The sequence below is a fragment of the Paracoccus yibinensis genome (genome assembly GCF_030846195.1).
In the GTDB taxonomy this organism is placed as follows: Bacteria; Pseudomonadota; Alphaproteobacteria; order Rhodobacterales; family Rhodobacteraceae; genus Paracoccus; species Paracoccus yibinensis.
In genome coordinates this window covers 428,750-445,836 of record NZ_JAVCWH010000002.1, presented here as the reverse complement: position 1 = coordinate 445,836, position 17,087 = coordinate 428,750, and the positions used below count along the sequence as shown (strand labels likewise).

General features: G+C 66.2%; 14 protein-coding genes and 2 tRNA genes. 11 read left to right on the top strand and 5 right to left on the bottom strand.

The features are described 5' to 3' along the window. Positions 1–34: 34 nt before the first annotated feature. Complete coding sequence (gene choX / locus RAH32_RS05795) at positions 35–970, bottom strand: choline ABC transporter substrate-binding protein (protein WP_306606000.1); 936 nt, start codon at positions 968–970, stop codon at positions 35–37. Positions 971–1,055: 85 nt separating this feature from the next. On the opposite strand from choX, the gene betI reads away from it, so the two are divergent. The 3 genes from betI to betA are packed head-to-tail and all read left to right on the top strand — an operon-like array spanning position 1,056 to position 4,690. After that, positions 1,056–1,622, top strand: a complete 567-nt coding sequence (gene betI / locus RAH32_RS05790; protein ID WP_306605998.1) for a choline-binding transcriptional repressor BetI — start codon at positions 1,056–1,058, stop codon at positions 1,620–1,622. Then, positions 1,619–3,064, top strand: coding sequence for a betaine-aldehyde dehydrogenase (gene betB / locus RAH32_RS05785; protein ID WP_306605996.1), 1,446 nt, complete (start codon positions 1,619–1,621; stop codon positions 3,062–3,064). The genes betI and betB overlap by 4 nt, the downstream gene beginning before the upstream one ends. Positions 3,065–3,073: 9 nt before the next feature. Beyond that, positions 3,074–4,690, top strand: a complete 1,617-nt coding sequence (betA, locus tag RAH32_RS05780; protein ID WP_306605994.1) for a choline dehydrogenase — start codon at positions 3,074–3,076, stop codon at positions 4,688–4,690. Between the two features lie 75 nt (positions 4,691–4,765). Here the strand turns inward: betA and RAH32_RS05775 are convergent, their stop codons facing one another. Then, a complete protein-coding gene (locus tag RAH32_RS05775) occupies positions 4,766–5,506 on the bottom strand; it encodes a DsbA family protein (protein ID WP_306605992.1) in 741 nt (246 codons plus the stop codon). A 156-nt stretch (positions 5,507–5,662) separates the two neighbouring features. Here RAH32_RS05775 and RAH32_RS05770 point away from each other — a divergent pair, with 156 nt between their 5' ends. The 7 genes from RAH32_RS05770 to RAH32_RS05740 all read left to right on the top strand — a co-directional run bounded on the left by RAH32_RS05770 (position 5,663) and on the right by RAH32_RS05740 (position 13,376). Beyond that, a complete protein-coding gene (locus RAH32_RS05770; protein WP_306606561.1) occupies positions 5,663–6,799 on the top strand; it encodes a pyridoxal phosphate-dependent aminotransferase in 1,137 nt (378 codons plus the stop codon). Beyond that, entirely contained in the window at positions 6,796–7,995 is a 1,200-nt protein-coding gene (locus RAH32_RS05765) for an N-acetylmuramoyl-L-alanine amidase (RefSeq protein WP_306605990.1), read from the top strand. The genes RAH32_RS05770 and RAH32_RS05765 overlap by 4 nt, the downstream gene beginning before the upstream one ends. Positions 7,996–8,076: 81 nt before the next feature. Further along, complete coding sequence (locus tag RAH32_RS05760) at positions 8,077–10,626, top strand: penicillin-binding protein 1A (protein WP_306605988.1); 2,550 nt, start codon at positions 8,077–8,079, stop codon at positions 10,624–10,626. A 97-nt stretch (positions 10,627–10,723) separates the two neighbouring features. After that, a complete protein-coding gene (gene prfB / locus RAH32_RS05755; RefSeq protein WP_306605986.1) occupies positions 10,724–11,851 on the top strand; it encodes a peptide chain release factor 2 in 1,128 nt (375 codons plus the stop codon). Between the two features lie 82 nt (positions 11,852–11,933). Further along, positions 11,934–13,001 (top strand): patatin-like phospholipase family protein, encoded by a 1,068-nt coding sequence (locus tag RAH32_RS05750; RefSeq protein WP_306605984.1) that lies wholly within the window; start codon positions 11,934–11,936, stop codon positions 12,999–13,001. A 56-nt stretch (positions 13,002–13,057) separates the two neighbouring features. Then, a tRNA-Val gene (locus tag RAH32_RS05745) sits at positions 13,058–13,133 on the top strand. Positions 13,134–13,300: 167 nt separating this feature from the next. Further along, positions 13,301–13,376: transfer RNA gene (locus RAH32_RS05740), tRNA-Ala, on the top strand. A 501-nt stretch (positions 13,377–13,877) separates the two neighbouring features. Here the strand turns inward: RAH32_RS05740 and RAH32_RS05735 are convergent. After that, complete coding sequence (locus tag RAH32_RS05735; protein WP_306605981.1) at positions 13,878–14,813, bottom strand: ornithine cyclodeaminase family protein; 936 nt, start codon at positions 14,811–14,813, stop codon at positions 13,878–13,880. 218 nt (positions 14,814–15,031) lie between these two features. Between RAH32_RS05735 and RAH32_RS05730 the strand changes: the two genes are divergently transcribed. After that, positions 15,032–15,685 (top strand): SOS response-associated peptidase, encoded by a 654-nt coding sequence (locus tag RAH32_RS05730; protein WP_306605979.1) that lies wholly within the window; start codon positions 15,032–15,034, stop codon positions 15,683–15,685. A 22-nt stretch (positions 15,686–15,707) separates the two neighbouring features. On the opposite strand, the gene RAH32_RS05725 is transcribed toward RAH32_RS05730, so the two are convergent. Then, on the bottom strand, positions 15,708–16,148 hold the full coding sequence (locus tag RAH32_RS05725; protein WP_306605977.1) for a YcgN family cysteine cluster protein: 441 nt from the start codon (positions 16,146–16,148) through the stop codon (positions 15,708–15,710). Then, the gene (locus RAH32_RS05720; protein WP_306605974.1) at positions 16,148–17,074 is read right to left on the bottom strand and encodes a bifunctional riboflavin kinase/FAD synthetase; all 927 of its coding nucleotides are present in this window, start codon (positions 17,072–17,074) and stop codon (positions 16,148–16,150) included. Before RAH32_RS05720 ends, RAH32_RS05725 begins: the two co-directional genes overlap by 1 nt. Between the last annotated feature and the right edge of the window lie 13 nt (positions 17,075–17,087).

Below are 17,087 nucleotides of genomic sequence, written 5' to 3'. Positions count from 1 at the left end.
TTGCTGGTTTACGGGAAAGCGGGCGCGCCGGTGATCAACCGGACAGCGCCTCGGTCAGGGCGGCCTGCGCATCGTTGCCGTCGAACGTCGTCACGCCGTCAAGCCAGGGGGTAGCGGCATCGGGATTGGCCGACAGCCATTCCTTTGCCGCATCCATCGGATCCTGGCCGTCGTTCAGGATCATGCCCATGACCTCGTTTTCCATGGGCAGGGTGAATTCAAGGTTCTGCAGGAACTTGCCGACGTTCGGGCATTCCGTGACATAACCCTGGCGGGTGTTCGTGCGCACCTCGGCGCCGCCCAGGTCGGGGCCGAACACCTCGTCGCCGCCGGTCAGATAGGTCATCTCGAACTGGGCGTTCATCGGATGAGGCTCCCAGCCCAGGAAGACGATCGGCTGGTCGGCGCTGCTGGCGCGGGCGACCTGGGCCAGCATCCCCTGTTCGCTGGATTCGACGACCTCGAAGGTGCCCAGGCCGAACTTGTCCTCGGCCACCATCTCCAGCAGCAGGCGGTTGCCGTCGTTGCCCGGCTCGATGCCATAGATCTGGCCTTCCAGCGCGTCCTTGTGTTCGACGATCTTGCTGAAGTCGGTGATGCCCAGATCGGCGCCCGCCTTGTTCGTGGCCAGCGTGTATTTCGCGCCCGTCAGGTTCGTGCGGACCGTGTCCACCGTGCCCGCGTCGCGATAGGGGGCGATGTCGGCCTCCATCGTGGGCATCCAGTTGCCCAGGAAGATGTCCACGTCGTCGGTGGACAGTGCGGTATAGGTGACCGGGACAGACAGCAGCTTCGTTTCCGTCTCGTATCCCAAAGCCTGCAGCACGGTCGAGGCAAGGGCCGTCGTCGCGGTGATGTCGGACCAGCCGACGTCGGAAAACACGACCTGGCGGCATTCGTCGGGTTCCGCGGCGAAGGCGGGACCGGCCACGGCAATCGCAAGGGTGGTGATCAGGCTTTTGCGGATCATATGGTGCATCCCTGTTCTTGATTGGTTGATCAATTAAAGATAGACAGGCATCGAATAGCAACAGTTTCTTTGCACAGGTGCTGCCTTGCCCAAGATTGGGGCCGAGCCTATCCGAAAAGCCGCGTTAATCAACGCCACGATCTTCGAGGTCGGGCGGACGGGATCCCTGGACGTCACCGTGGCCCAGATCGCCCGGCGCGCCGGCATGTCACCTGCCCTGGCACATCATTACTTTGGATCCAAGGATCAGATCTTTCTTGCCGCGATGCGCTATATCCTGCGCGTTTACGGCAGGTCGGTCGCGGAACGGTTGCCTGGACGCGGCCCGCGCGGCCGGCTGAACGCCATCGTCCAGGCCAGCTTCGCACCGCAGAATTTCCAGCGCGAAACCGTCAGCGCCTGGGTCAATTTCTATGCCCTGGCCCTGATCAACCCCGAGGCTGCACGGCTGCTGCGCGTGTATCATCGCCGGTTGCGGTCGAACCTGATTCTGGCGCTGCGCCCGCTGACCGACGATCCGGCGCGCGTGGCCGAAACCCTGGGCGCGCTGATCGACGGGGTTTACCTGCGGGCCGTCCTGACGCGCAGCGATGTGGACGCCGCCGCCGCCGAAAAGCTGATCTTCGATTACCTGGACGAGGTTCTGTCTTGACCCACGACGCCCAACCCGCAGCCAGCCTGTTCATCGACGGCGCCTTCATCGAAGGCGAGGGCGCGGCGTTGCCCGTGTTCTACCCCTATACGGGCCAGGAAATCGCCTCGCTGCGCGAGGCTTCCGTGGCCCAGGTGACGCTTGCCTGCCAATCCGCCGCCCGCGCCCAATCGTCCTGGGCAGCCCTGGCCCCTGCCGACCGGGGCCGCGTGCTGTCCCGCGCCGCCGCCATCATCCGCGAGCGCAACGAGGAACTGTCACGGCTGGAGACGCTGGATACGGGCAAGCCGATTCAGGAAACGCTGGTGGCCGACTGGGCGTCCGGTGCCGCCGCGCTGGAATATTTCGGCGGGCTGGCCGCAACCGTGACCGGGCAGATGATCCCCCTGGGCCGCGACTGGGCCTATACCCGGCGCGAACCTTTGGGTGTCTGCGCGGGCATCGGCGCCTGGAACTATCCCAGCCAGATCGCTTGCTGGAAGGCCGCGCCGGCGCTGGCCATGGGCAACGCGATGGTCTTCAAGCCGTCCGAGGAAACGCCGCTGGGCGCACTGAAACTGGCCGAGATCCTGATCGAGGCGGGCGCCCCTCCTGGCATCTTCAACGTCGTCCAAGGCCGCGGAGAGGTGGGCGCGGCGCTTGTGACCGATCCCAACGTGGCCAAGGTCTCGCTGACCGGATCGGTCCCCACGGGTCGCCGCGTCTATGCCGCTGCTGCCGAGGGGATGCGCCATGTCACGATGGAACTTGGCGGCAAGTCGCCGCTGATCGTCTTCGACGACGCCAGCCTGGACGACGCGGTCGGCGCGGCGATCCTGGCGAACTTCTATTCCTCGGGACAGATCTGCTCGAACGGGACACGGGTGTTCCTGCAACAGGGAATTGCCCGGCGGTTCCTTGACCGTCTGGCCGAACGGCTGGCCACGATCCGCTCTGGCGATCCGCTGGACCCCGAGACGCAGTTCGGCCCGATCATCAACGGCACGCAGGCGGCCAAGATCCGCGCGGCGATCACCGCCGGACAGGATGCAGGCGCGCGGCTGGTCTGCGGTGGCGCGGGCGAGGGGGCCTTCATTCCTCCCACCGTGTTCGCCGATGCCACCGACGACATGACCATCACCCGCGACGAAATCTTCGGCCCGGTGATGACCACCCTGACCTTCGCGGACGAAGCCGAGGCCGTGGCCCGCGCCAATGCCACCGGCTTCGGCCTGGCAGCCGGGGTCTTCACCCAGGATCTGACCCGAGCGCATCGCGTCGTGGCGGCGCTGGAGGCGGGAACCTGCTGGATCAATGCCTATAACCTGACACCCGTGGAAATGCCCTTCGGCGGCGTCAAGATGTCGGGCCTTGGCCGCGAGAACGGCACCGCCGCCATCGAGCATTATTCGCAACTCAAGACCGTCTATGTCGGCATGGGCGCCGTCGAGGCGCCATATTAGGGGATCGCCATGACCGCTGATTACGTCATCGTCGGTGCCGGTTCCGCCGGCTGCACCCTGGCCTATCGCCTGACCGAGGCGGGGCACGGCGTCACGCTGATCGAATACGGCGGCAGCGACATCGGCATCTTCATCCAGATGCCGGGCGCGCTGTCATACCCGATGAACATGCCGCGATACGACTGGGGATTTTCCACCCAGCCCGAACCGCATCTGGGGGGACGGAGGCTCGCCACGCCGCGCGGCAAGGTCCTGGGCGGCTCGTCCTCGATCAACGGCATGGTCTTCGTGCGCGGGCACCGCAAGGATTACGACCACTGGCGCGACAGCGGCGCGGCGGGCTGGGGCTATGACGACGTGCTGCCCTATTTCAAGCGGATGGAGACATGGCACGGCGGCGCGTCCCCATGGCGCGGCACGAACGGTCCCTTGCATGTGACACGCGGCAAGCGCCGCAACCCCCTGTTCAACACCTTCATTCAGGCGGGACAGCAGGCCGGCTGGCCCTATACGCCCGACTATAACGGCGAACAGCAGGAAGGCTTCGGCCCGATGGAGGCCACCATCTGGAAGGGCCGCCGCTGGTCCGCCGCCAATGCCTATCTGCGCCCGGCGCTGAAGACAGGGCGGCTGACCGTGATCCGCGCCTTTGCGCGCCGCATCCTGTTCCAGGGCAAGCGTGCCTATGGCGTGGAAATCGAACGCAATGGCCAGATCCAGGAAATCCGCGCAACGCGCGAGGTCATCGTCTCCGCCAGCTCGATCAACACGCCGAAGCTTTTGATGTTGTCGGGCATCGGCCCCGCCGACCACCTGCGCCAGCACGGCATCACGCCGCTGGCCGACCGGCCGGGGGTGGGGTCGAACCTGCAGGACCATCTTGAAATCTATATGCAATACAAGGCCCTGAAGCCGATCACGCTCTATACCTATTACAACCTGCTGGGCAAAGGCCGCGTGGGCGTGGAATGGCTGCTGCAAAAGACCGGGCTGGGGGCATCGAACCAGTTCGAAAGCTGCGGCTTCATCCGGTCGTCGGATGCCGTGGATTACCCCGATATCCAGTATCACTTCCTGCCGCTCGCCGTGCGCTATGACGGCAAGGCCGCGGCCCAAGGCCACGGCTTCCAGGCCCATGTCGGCCCGATGCGGTCGAAATCGCGCGGCACGGTGCGGCTTGCCTCGGTCGATCCCGCAGCACCGCCGGAAATCCGCTTCAACTACATGTCCCATCCCGACGACTGGGCCGAGTTCCGCGCCTGCGTGCGCCTGACGCGCCGGATCTTCGACCAGCCTGCCTTTGCCGAATACCGGGGCGACGAGATCCAGCCGGGCGCCCAGGTCCAGACCGATGACCAGATCGACGCCTTCATCCGCGACCACGCCGAATCGGCCTATCACCCTTGCGGCACCGCCAGGATGGGCGCGGCCAGCGATCCGATGGCCGTGGTGGACCCGGACCTGAAGGTGATCGGGGTCGAAGGACTGCGCGTGGCCGACAGTTCGATCTTCCCGCGCATCACCAACGGCAACCTGAACGCCCCCTCGATCATGGTCGGCGAAAAGGCCGCCGATCACATCCTGGGCCGTATCGCCCGAGGTGACGACCGAATGGCCGCCGAATAGCCGCTTCTTCTTCACTTAAATATCCCCGCCGGAGGCACCTGCTGGCGCCGCAGGTACGATCGGCGGGAAGGCGCGTCAGCCGTTCCCCTCGCGCGCGGCGGCAACCACGGGTTCCAACCCGTCCGCAGGCATGCCGCGCAACAGGGTATCGCCGATCACGAAGGTCGGCGTGCCCATGATCGCCATGCGTTCCGCCAGTTGCCGGTTCTCGCGCAGCACGGCCGACACGGACTCGGTGTTCATCGTGTTCAGCACCTCGTCGCCGTCCAGGCCGATATCCGCCGCGATGCCTTTCAGCGCCTCGGGCGAGGGCGCGCCGCGCAGGGCCATCAGGGCGTCATGGGCCTTCAGATAACCCTCGTCGCCACCCAGTTGTTTGACCGCGACCGCGAACCGGGCCGAGGTTTCGCTCTCTGGCCCGAGGATCGGGAATTCCTTCAGGATGAAGCGGATGTTGCCGTCGCTTTCGACGATGTCGTGGATCTGGTCGTTGAACTTGCGGCAGTATCCGCAGCGATAGTCGATGAATTCCACCACCGTCACGTCGCCGTCCGGGTTGCCGCCCACCCAACTGTGCCCGTCCTCGAAGATGGCGTCGCGGTTCGCGGCCACCAGGGCCACGTCGTTCTGGGCCTCGGACGCCACGCGGCGTTCCTCCAGCACGTTGATGGATTCCACCAGAACCTCGGGGTTGGCCATGAGGTATTCGCGCACCGCATCCCCGAAGGCCGCCTTCTCGGCGTCCGACATGGCGGAAATGTCGAAGGCCAGGGCAGGGGTCGCGGTCAGCATCAGCGCGGCGATCAGGCGTTTCATCGGGATCCTCAGGTGTTCCATTTCCCCTGACCTTGGCCCCTGCAGGCTGTCTTGGCAAGAAAGCCGCTGACAAAGCTGCGTGACCGGGGGCTTTTCGTGCGCCCTGGCCCGGCGTAAGACATGAAAAAAAGACAAAAGGCCGAAGGCATGAGCAGCATCAGGAAATCCGCCCGCGGACAGGTCGATCCCTTTATCGTCATGGACGTGATGGAAGCGGCGTCCCGCGCCGAGGCCAAGGGCCGGCACATCATCCACATGGAGGTCGGCCAGCCTTCCACCCCCGCGCCCGAAGGCGCGCGGCGTGCCCTGGCGGCTGCCCTGGAACAGCCGCTGGGCTATACGGTCGCGCTTGGCCTGCCGGCGTTGCGGCAGGGGATCGCGGACCTTTACCGCCGCTGGTATGGCGTCGATCTGGACCCGGCGCGCGTCGTGGTGACGCCCGGCAGCAGCGGCGCCTTCATCCTGGCATTCTCGGCGCTGTTCGACGCGGGCGACCGGGTCGCGATGGGCTATCCCGGCTATCCCAGCTATCGCCAGATCCTGCGGGCCATGTCGCTGGAACCCGTGGGGATCCCCACCCGCCCCGAGGACCGCTATCAGCCGCGCCCCGGCGATCTGCCCGACGGCTGCAAGGGGCTGATCCTCGCCTCGCCTGGCAACCCGTCCGGCACGGTTCTGCGTACCGATGAATTGCGCGCGCTGTCGGATGCGGCGCAGGCCAGGGGCATGGCGCTGATTTCCGATGAAATCTATCACGGCCTCTCCTATGGCGACCGCTGCCATTCCGCGCTGGAGGTGACGGACGATGTCTTTGTCATCAACTCCTTCAGCAAGTATTTCTCGATGACCGGCTGGCGCGTGGGCTGGATGGTCGTGCCGGAAGACCATATCCGCACGGTCGAACGGCTGGCCCAGAACATGTTCATCTGCCCGCCCCATGCCAGCCAGGTCGCGGCCCTTGCGGCGCTGGATTGCACGGATGAAGCGGACGCGAACCTGGCCGTCTATGCCGAAAACCGCCGGCTGATGCTGGACGGGCTGCCCAAGGCGGGCTTTCACCGCATCGCGCCGCCAGAGGGTGCGTTCTACATCTATGCCGACGTGTCGGACCTGACGGACGATTCGCTGACCCTCGCGGCCGAGATCCTGGACAAGGCCGGCGTCGCGGTGACGCCGGGCCTGGACTTCGACCCCGAACGGGGCGCCGGGACGCTGCGCTTCTCCTATGCCCGCGCAACTGCCGACATCGCCGAGGGCCTTCGCCGACTGACAGAGTTCATGGCCGCAAGATGAAGGTTCTGGCGCTGATCCTGTCCCTGCTGGTGGCTTTTCCCGTCTGGGGGAACGAACCGGCGCGTCTGGACATCGGGGGATCGGCGCTTGTGGCGACGGGGCGCGGCTGGGGCGGGCCGCAGCCGCTGGAACTGCGGCTGTCCTTGACCAAGGCGGTGCCTTACCGGACCTATCTGGTCGATGGACCGCCCCGCCTGGTGGTCGATGTGAAGGACACCGTTTTCGGTCTGGCCCGGCCCCAGGATCTGTTCGGCGCGAATCTGGCCCCTGCGATCCGCTGGGGACCCTATCGGCAGGGGTGGTCGCGCGTGGTCGTCGAACTGCCGGGGACTTACCGCATCGACAGCGCGGGCCAGCGGGCGCGGGCGGCCCTGTCCCAGATCACCGTGGCCCTTGCCCCCGTCGCGGCCCAGGACTTTGCCCCCCGGCCATCCGCCACCGCCGCCCTGCGCGATCTGCCCGAACCGGCGGAACTGCCCGCCCAGCCTGCGGACGAGGGCTTCACGGTGGTTCTGGACCCCGGCCATGGCGGCTTCGATCCCGGCGCCCTGGCCGAGGGCGAGAGCGAGGCGAACCTGGTCCTGGTCTTTTCGCTTGAACTGCGCGCGGCCTTGCAGGCGCGGGGGATCACCGTGGAAATGACGCGATCCGACGACAGCTTCGTGGCGCTGGAACGGCGGATGACCACGGCCCGGCAGGCACGGGGGGATCTGTTCATCTCGCTTCATGCCGACGCGCTGCCGCAGGGGCAGGCGGCGGGGGCCACGGTCTATGTCTGGAATCCCGCCGCAGATGACCGCGCGGCCGAACAACTGGCGCTGCGCCACGGGCGCGACGATCTGGTGGCGGGCGCGGATCTGACCGGGCATGACGATGCCCTGACGGGGGTGCTGATGGATTTCGTGCGCACCGACACCCAACCCCGATCGGAAAGCTTCGCCCGCTGGCTGACGTCGCGCATGTCGCTGATGGGGATCGGGATGCACGAACGGCCCGTGCAGCGCGCGACCTATTCCGTGCTGAAGTCACCCGACATCCCGTCCGTCCTTCTGGAACTGGGCTTCATCTCGGACCACGACGACCGCGCGAACCTGCTGAACCCGCTGTGGCGCGAACGCATGGTGCAGGTGGTTTCGGACGCCATCGTCGGCTGGGCGCGGGACGAGGCCGCGCGGGCTGCGATGCTGCGTCAATAAGGGCGCAGATCGCCCAGTGTTGTTTTGACCCGAAGGGACCGCGCCGCTATAGACAGGCCGAGTCCACGGAAAGGCCCTTCCTTGCTGCGCAGCATCCTGTCCTTTTTCGGCGCCATCTTTTCGTGGTTCGTCACCGCGAGCTTTTTCATCGCGCTGACGGTGGGCGCGATCTTCTGGATCTATTCGCGCGACCTGCCCAGCCACGAAACCCTGGCCCAATATACCCCGAAGACGATCAGCCGCATCTATTCGGGCGAAGGGCGCCTGATCGACGAATTCGCCGAGGAACGCCGCCTGTTCGTCCCGGTCGAGGAGATCCCCGACGTGGTGAAGCACGCCTTCATTAGTGCCGAGGACAAGAACTTCTACAACCACCCCGGCTATGACGTGCGCGGCATCGTCGGCGCGGCCTGGCAGGCGGTCGCCTCGCGCGGGTCGTCTGTGCGGGGGGCGTCCACCATCACCCAGCAGGTGATGAAGAACTTCCTGCTGTCGTCGGATCGCAGCGTCGAACGGAAAGTCAAGGAACTGATCCTGGCATCCCGGCTGGAACGCACGCTGTCCAAGGACCAGATCCTGGAACTCTACCTGAACGAGATTTTCCTGGGCCAGAACAGCTTCGGGGTGGCAGCGGCGGCGCAGACCTATTTCAACAAGGCCCTGGCCGAACTGGCCCCGCACGAGGCCGCGATGCTGGCCGCCATGCCGCAGGCGCCCAGCAGCTATCACCCCGTGCGCGCCAAGGACCGGGTGACCGAACGGCGCAACTATGTGCTGCGGGAAATGTGGCAGAACGGCTATATCGACGAGGCCACCTATCAGGCCGAGGCGAAGCTGCCGCTGAAGTCGGTGCAGAATGGCGACTTCCCGGCGTTTCGCCAGCAATTGCCGCCGCGCGATTATTTCACGGACGAGATCCGCCGCCAGTTGTCGGCGCAGTTCGGCAACGAGGAATTCTTCGGCGGCGGCCTGACCATCCGCGCCACTGTCGCCCCCGACCTGCAGGCCGCCGCCGCCGATGCCCTGCGTCAGGCACTGGAAGACTATGATCGCGGCACCGGCGTCTGGCGCGGCACGGGCGAGACGATCCCGGCGGAACAACTGACCGACGAGGCTGCCTGGCGCGGCGCGCTGTGGCAGGCCGAGGTTCCCCGCGACATTCCCGGCTGGCACCCCGCCGTCGTGCTGGAGGTGGGCGACAGCGACGCCCGCATCGGCATCGAGGGGATCGAGGAAGACGCCGACGGCCACTGGATCCCGGCCGCCGACGTGCAATGGGCGCGCAAGCGCGGTCCCGATGGCAGGCTTGGCCCGCGCGCGCAGGTGGCGGGCGATCTGGTCGCCGTGGGCGATGTGGTGCTGGTCCGCGCGATGACCCAGGACAGCGACGGCAGCTTCATCCGCTGGACCCTGCGCCAGGTGCCCGAAATCCAGGGCGGCTTCATGGCGATGGACGTGAACACCGGCCGCGTCATGGCGATGCAGGGCGGGTTCAGCTATCAGTCCTCGGTCTTCAACCGCGCCACGCAGGCGCAGCGCCAGCCGGGATCAAGCTTCAAGCCCTTCGTCTATGCCGCCGCGCTGGACAACAACTATACCCCCGCCACCATCGTCGTGGACGAGCCGATCACGCTGAACACGCCCTTCGGACTGTGGGAGCCCAAGAACTCGACCGGCAAGACCTATGGCCCGACGCCCCTGCGCACAGGGATCGAGATGTCGCGGAACCTGATGACCATCCGCATCGCCCAGGACATCGGCATGGAGCGGGTGGCCGAATATGCCGAACGCTTCGGCGTCTATGACGACCTGAAGCCGTTCCTGGCCAATGCCCTTGGCGCGCAGGAAACCACGCTGTTCAAGATGGTCGCGGCCTATGCCATGTTCGCCAATGGCGGGGAACGGGTCGAACCGACGCTGGTGGACCGCGTGCAGGACCGGCGCGGGCGCACCATCTATCGCCACGACCAGCGGGTCTGCGAAACCTGCGGCCAGCAGGCGTTGCCGGCGGGGCAGGGACCGGTGATCGACACCAACCGCGAACGGGTGATGGACGCGGTGACGGCCTATCAGCTGACCTCGATGCTGGAAGGCGCGGTGGAACGCGGGTCGGGCAGCGGGGTGGACCTGCCGGTGCCGATCGCGGGCAAGACCGGGACCACCAACGACGCCAAGGACGTGTGGTTCATCGGCTATTCGTCGAACATCGTGGCGGGCTGCTACCTGGGCTATGACCAGCCGCGCAGCCTGGGCAGCAACGCCTATGGCGGGACGCTGTGCGTGCCGGTGTTCAACGCCTTCATGCGCAAGGCGGTGGCGGAATACGGCGGCACGGAATTCGAGGTCCCGCCCGGCGGCTATTGGGTCAAGATCGACCGCACCACCGGGCAGCGGCTGTCGGACGACGCCACGGGGCCGAATGTCGTGGCCGAATACTTCCGCGACGGCACCGACCCCGACTGGGGATCGCCGCTGATCGTGTCGGGCTTTGGCGACGGCAATGTGGTCCTGCCCTGGCAGGCGGGTGCGGGGTCCGGTTCGGGGACGGCCGTCACCACCTCGACCGGGGAACGCAAGGTCATCCCTAGCCGCACCGATTTCGGGACCATGTCCTCGGGCGGGCTTTACTGAACACCCCTTGGCCAAGGGACCGACCCTTGCCCCACGTCACGGCGCGCGGTATCACCCCTGACCTGACGCCAGCCTGCCCGAACCCGAGGATCCGCCCATGCGCGCCGAGACGCAGTCCACCATCGAAGCCATCCGCAAGTCGCTGACCCTGCTGGGCCAGCGGATGGACTGGCAGACCGCGCCGCACCGGCTGGAGGAGATGAATGCCATGATCGAGGCGGGCGACTTGTGGTCCGACCCCGCCCGCGCGCAGAAGCTGATGCGCGAACGCCAGGCGCTGTCGGACGCGATCGAGACCTATCGCCGCATCGACGGCGACCTGTCCGCCAACGCCGAGATGGTCGAACTGGCCGAGGAGGAAGGAGACGCCGATCTGGTGGCCGAGGCCGAGGCGAACCTGAAGTCGCTGGCCGAAATGGCCGCGCAAAAGGAACTGGAAGCCCTGCTGAACGGCGAGGCGGACGGCAACGACACCTTCCTGGAAATCAACGCGGGCGCGGGCGGCACGGAAAGCTGCGACTGGGCGTCGATGCTGGCGCGCATGTATGTCCGCTGGGCCGAGAAGAAGGGCTACGAGGTCGAGCTTCTGTCCGAAACCGCGGGGGACGAGGCTGGTATCCGCAGCGCCGCCTACAAGGTCAGCGGGCACAATGCCTATGGCTGGCTGAAGTCGGAATCGGGCGTGCATCGGCTGGTCCGCATCAGCCCCTATGACAGCGCGGCGCGGCGGCACACGTCCTTCAGTTCCGTCTGGGTCTATCCGGTCGTGGACGACAACATCGAGATCGACATTCCCGACCGCGACATCCGCATCGACACATATCGGTCGTCCGGCGCGGGCGGGCAGCACGTCAACACCACCGATTCGGCCGTGCGGATCACCCACCTGCCGACCGGGATCGTCGTGACGTCGTCGGAAAAGTCCCAGCACCAGAACCGCGCCAACGCCATGGCCGCGCTGAAGGCGCGCCTCTACCAGATGGAACTGGACAAGCGGAACGCCGAGATCAACGCCCAGCACGCCGCCAAGGGCGACGCGGGCTGGGGCAACCAGATCCGCTCTTACGTCCTGCACCCCTATCAGATGGTCAAGGATCTGCGCACGGGCGAGGAAACCAGCGACACCCAGGGCGTGCTGGACGGCGACCTGGACGCCTTCATGGCCGCGACCCTGGCGCTGGATGTTGCAGGGAAAAGCCGCGCCGAGGCGAACGCCGAGGACTGACCCGTTGCACATGCAACGCCCGCACCCCCGATGGATTTGACGCGCTTTCCCGCTATGCTGTGCGGCAAATCGAGGGACCGCGATGGATGAAAAGCAGATCAACCTGGCACTGCAGGGCGGCGGCGCGCATGGCGCCTTTTCCTGGGGCGTTCTGGACCGGCTGCTGGACGAGGACTGGCTGACGATCTCCGCCATCAGTGGCACATCCGCCGGGGCGCTGAACGGGGCCGCGCTGAAAGGCGGGCTGGCGCGGGGCAACGGCCGGGCAGGGCGGCGCGCCGCACGCGAAAACCTGGACTTCCTGTGGGCGCAGGTAGGCCAGCGCAGCGACAATCGCGTGGTTCGATGGCTCCATTCGATGTTTCCCGCCCCGCAAGGCATGGACCGCCTGACCGAACTGTTTTCCCCCGCCGCCTGGCTGGACAATCTGACGCGGCTGTTCAGCCCCTATGACTATGGCCCCTTCTATGTGAATCCGCTGGCTTCGGTGCTGCGCGATTTGCCCTATCCCGATTTCAGCAACGCGCGCGGCCCGCAATTGTTCGTCGCGGCAACCAATGTGCGGACGGGCCGGATCCGGGTGTTCACGAACGCGGCGGCCACCGCGGACGCGGTGATGGCTTCGGCCTGCCTGCCGAACCTGTTCCAGGCAGTCGAGATCCCCGACCCGGAAACCGGCGAGCTGGAGGCCTTCTGGGACGGCGGCTTCACCGGAAATCCGGCGATGTTTCCCCTGTATGATCAGCGGCTGCCGCGCGACATCGTGATCGTGAACATCAACCCCCTGATCCGCGATGGCGTCCCCCGAACCCCGGCCCTGATCGCCGACCGCGTGAACGAGGTCAGCTTCAACGCCTCGTTGATGGCGGATCTGCGGGCCATCAATTTCGTCAAGCGCCTGTTTGCCGAGGATCGGTTGCAGAACCGGGCGATGAAGAACCCGCTGATCCACATGATCCTGGACGACACGCTGATGAACGACCTGAATGCCCGGTCCAAGCTGATGCCGGCGCCGGGCCTGATGGCGCGGATGAAGCTGGCGGGGCAGACGGCCGCCGACGCATTCCTGCGCGATCACGCGGATGCGCTGAACAACCGCGACACGGTCGATCTGCCTGCCTTGTTCGCCGGTTCGGGGATCATTGGCTAGGATGGCCAAATCGCCACTGGCCAAGGCCGTTGCAGGGCGCTAGAAGGCAAGCCGGCGGGCGGTTAGCTCAGTTGGTAGAGCGCTTCGTTTACACCGAAGATGCCGGGGGTTCGAGTCCCTCACCGCCCACCATTCTCCCTTCTCGACAAACCCGTGATCGCAGGTGGAACAGGTGGTTTGGAATTTGCCGAAAGGCTTTCACAAACTTGCCCCAAGTCCCACATTTTCCACTTGCGCCCCGCTGCGCGCCCCCCTATAGACCCCCCACGCCACGTCGAAAGACAAGGCAGACCTCCGGTGGGGCCATAGCTCAGTTGGTAGAGCGCTTGAATGGCATTCAAGAGGTCAGGGGTTCGACTCCCCTTGGCTCCACCAAATCATTCCATTCGCTGACAGCTTTCCCCTGGTCGTCCAGGGGATCAAGGCCGCGATCCCAACGGCCTTCATGCGCCATATGGAGGGCAAGGTCCGATAAGGACGCGATGTCGACGTCGGGGCTGACGCCAGGCACCTGTCCTGGCGGCACGCCGGTTCGCGCCAGGATCGTCATCAGCCCGGCCGCCTGTCCCGCGATGATGACGGTCTCGATCTGGACGCCAGGCATGAGGGTCGCGCCGGGATCGCTTCCAAGAAAATCCAAGGGATCATGCGGAGCCTGTCGAGCGTAACGGGAATCCCCATGCCGTTCAGCTTGGCCGCGAATCCCGTGGCCGATCTGGTCGGGTTGTTCGTCGCGAAGGGCGCTACAGGCGACGCCGTTCAGAGGTCGCTGATGATGCCGCCGCACGTCACGGGCGGGATCCGTAAAGGAACTTGGGCCGCAACCCCCACCTGCGCCGCAGTCCTGCGATCCAGGCGGCTGTATCATCCTGAGGATCACCCCAGGCGGTCGATGATCCAGGACGCGATCATCAGGTCCAGATGCGCGCCGCCACCGTTCTTGAAGACGGTGATGTCGTCGTCCGACGCGCGCCCCTGGGTGCCGGGTTGCACCAGGTCGTAGAGATCGCCCTTGATGCTGTCTGCCGTGATCGCGCCCGAGCCGAGGGGGATCAGCAGTTCCCCGATATGGGCGGCGGTGTCGCGGCTGTCCACGAACAGGCGGGCGCGGGCCATCAGGACATCGTCGGCCTCTCGCATGTCGGCCTTGTAGGCGCCGATCAGATCGACATGGGTGCCGGGCCGCACCCAATCGCCCATGATGACCGGACTGCGGGCCATCGTCGCCGTCGAAACGATGTCGGCCTGTCCCACCGCCCCTTGCAGATCGGTCGTCGCGTGAAGGTCTGCGCCGATGCCGGACAGACCGGCGACAAGTGCCTGGGCCTGTTCGGGGCGCCGTGCCCAGACCGTCACCGTCTCGATCCCCGGCAGCACTGCCGTATAGGCCTGGACCAGGCTGGCCGCGACCGTGCCCGCGCCGACGATCAGCAGGTGGCGGCTGTCTGGCCGCGCCAGCAGGCTGGCGCCCAGCACCGAATCCGCCGCCGTCTTCAAGGTCGTCACCAGCCGGTTCTCGACGATCGCGCGCAGATGGCCGTCGTCCTTGTCGAAGACCAGCATCGCGCCCTGCACCGTGGGCAGGCCGCGCGACGGATTGGCGTCGAAGACGGTAAAGGGCTTCGCACCATAGCCCAGCCCGGCGATGAAGGCCGACCGGGTCATCATCGTGCCCGTCGCGGGTCCAAGGAAGGTGTCGCGGATTTCGGCGCGGGGCAGCGCGTGGCCCGCCTTCAGCGCCGCGACCGCGCCCGGCCAGTCCAGCCGGCCCATCGCGGCATCATAAGTGATGAAGGGGGGTGTTCCGGTCATGGCCGGGCGCCGCCGATGTCGTGGGTCATGGGTTTTCCTTCAATCTTGTGGGCCATGTGTCGCACGAACGGCAAGTGACTTGGAAGGAATGGTTGCCGGTCCGTTGGTCCGAACTGGATCGACGTGATTGGCGGCAGGGGCAAGGAACAAGCCGACGGTCCCCAGGGTTGCCGGGGGACGCGGGGCAGGGCATCACCTGGGCATCGGGAAAGCGGACCATGTGCAATCTTTACAATCTCACCTCCAACCAGCAGGCGATCCGGGATGCCGCGCGGGCGATGCAGGACAGCCTGGGCAATCTTGAGCCGACCCTTGACCTTTATCCCGACCGTCCCGCGCCGGTGGTTCGCAACACGGCCGAGGGGCGCGAGCTGGCCCGGCTGACCTGGGGGATGCCCACGCCGCCGCAGTTCCTGAAGACGAAGGACGCGCCCGATACCGGCGTCACCAATATCCGCAATACCGCCAGCCCCCATTGGCGTCGCTGGCTGGGGGTTCCGAACCGCTGCCTTGTGCCCGCCACCGCCTTTTCGGAATACGGGGCAAAGCCCGATCCGGTGACGAAGCGCAAGCCACTTTACTGGTTCGGCCTGGATGAATCGCGCCCCCTGTTCTTCTTTGCGGGCATCTGGACGCCCTGGACCGGCACGCGGGGGTCGATGAAGACGCCGCGCCCGGGCGAGCACCAGCTTTTCGCCTTTCTGACCTGCGAGCCGAACGGGGTGGTGGGCAAGGTCCATCCCAAGGCCATGCCGGTAATCCTGACCACCCCCGACGAGATCGAGATGTGGATGACGGCGGAGTGGTCCCAGGCCCAGGTCCTGCAACGGCCGCTGCCCGACCGGCAACTGGTGATCCTGGACGGGGCATGACGGCCCGACCTTGCCCACTGTCTTAGGACAGATCCTCGATGATATAGTCCTCCCAGTCTTCCTCGGTCACCGAGGCTTCGCTGACGGTCCAGCCGCGGACACTGGCGCCGGCGCGATGCACAGTCTCGCGGTCGCCGGAAATCAGGTGGTGCCACTTGTAGAGCGGCCTCCCCTCGTGGCGCAGGCGATAGGCGCAGGTGGCGGGCAGCCACCAGGCGATCTCGGCCAATTTGCGGGGGGTCAGGACGACGCAGTCGGGGACATAGTCGTGGCGGTTGGCATAGCTGCTGCACTGGCACTTGGCGCCGTCCAGCAGCCTGCAGGCGACACGGGTGAAGGCCAGTTCGTTCGTGTCTTCGTATTCGATCTTGTTCAGGCAGCACTTGCCGCAGCCGTCGCACAGCGCCTCCCATTCGTCGGGCTGCAACTGCGGCAACGGCAGTTCCCAGAAGCGGTCGCGCATCAGGCGCCCGCCAGCACCGCGCGGGCCTGGCTGGCATCGGCGGCAATCTGATCGATCAATGTCTGCACGCTGTCGAATTTGGCCTCGTCGCGCAGGAATTCAACCAGGCCGACCGAAAGATGCTGGCCATACAGGTCGCCGTCGAAGTCGAACAGGTGCACTTCCAGGTTGGGCGCATTGCGTCCGAACATCGGGCGCACGCCCAGGCTGGCGACGCCCTGGCAGGACAGCTTGTCCGGCCCGGTCAGCACCTCGACCACCACGGCATAGACGCCAAGGCGGGGCAGGTGCAAGTCGTCCATCTGCATGTTGGCGGTGGGCCAGCCGAATTCGCGCCCGCGCTTGTTGCCGTGGACGACCTCGCCCTCGATCCGGTGCAGGTGGCCCAGCATCCGTTCCGCGTCGCGGGGGCGTCCTTCCGTCAGGGCGCAACGGATGGCGGTGGAACTGTAGTCCTGCCCGCCCGCCCCCACCAGCGGCACAGCGGTCACGCCGAAGCCAAGCTGGCGGCCCAGATCCTGCAACGTCGCGACATCGCCCGCGCGATCCTTGCCGAAGACGAAATCCGCACCCACGGTCACATGGGTCACGCCCAGTCCGCCCACCAGCACGTCGCGGGCAAAAGCCTCGGGCGAAAGGCCCGCCAGAACCGCGCCGAAGGGCAATTCGTAAAGCTGTTCCACCCCCAGCCGGGCCAGGCGGTTGGCGCGGGATTCCGAATTCATCAGCCGGAAGGGCGGGGCATCGGGGGCAAAGAACTGGCGGGGATGGGGTTCGAATGTGACGATGCCCAAGGGGCCACCTGCCTGGCGGGCGGATTCTATCACGGCGCGATGGCCCAGGTGGACGCCGTCGAAATTGCCCATGGCGACGGATGCGCCGCGGGCGCCTGCCGGAAGTCCTGTCCAGTCGCGGTGGATTTGCAAAGGGTGCCCCCAC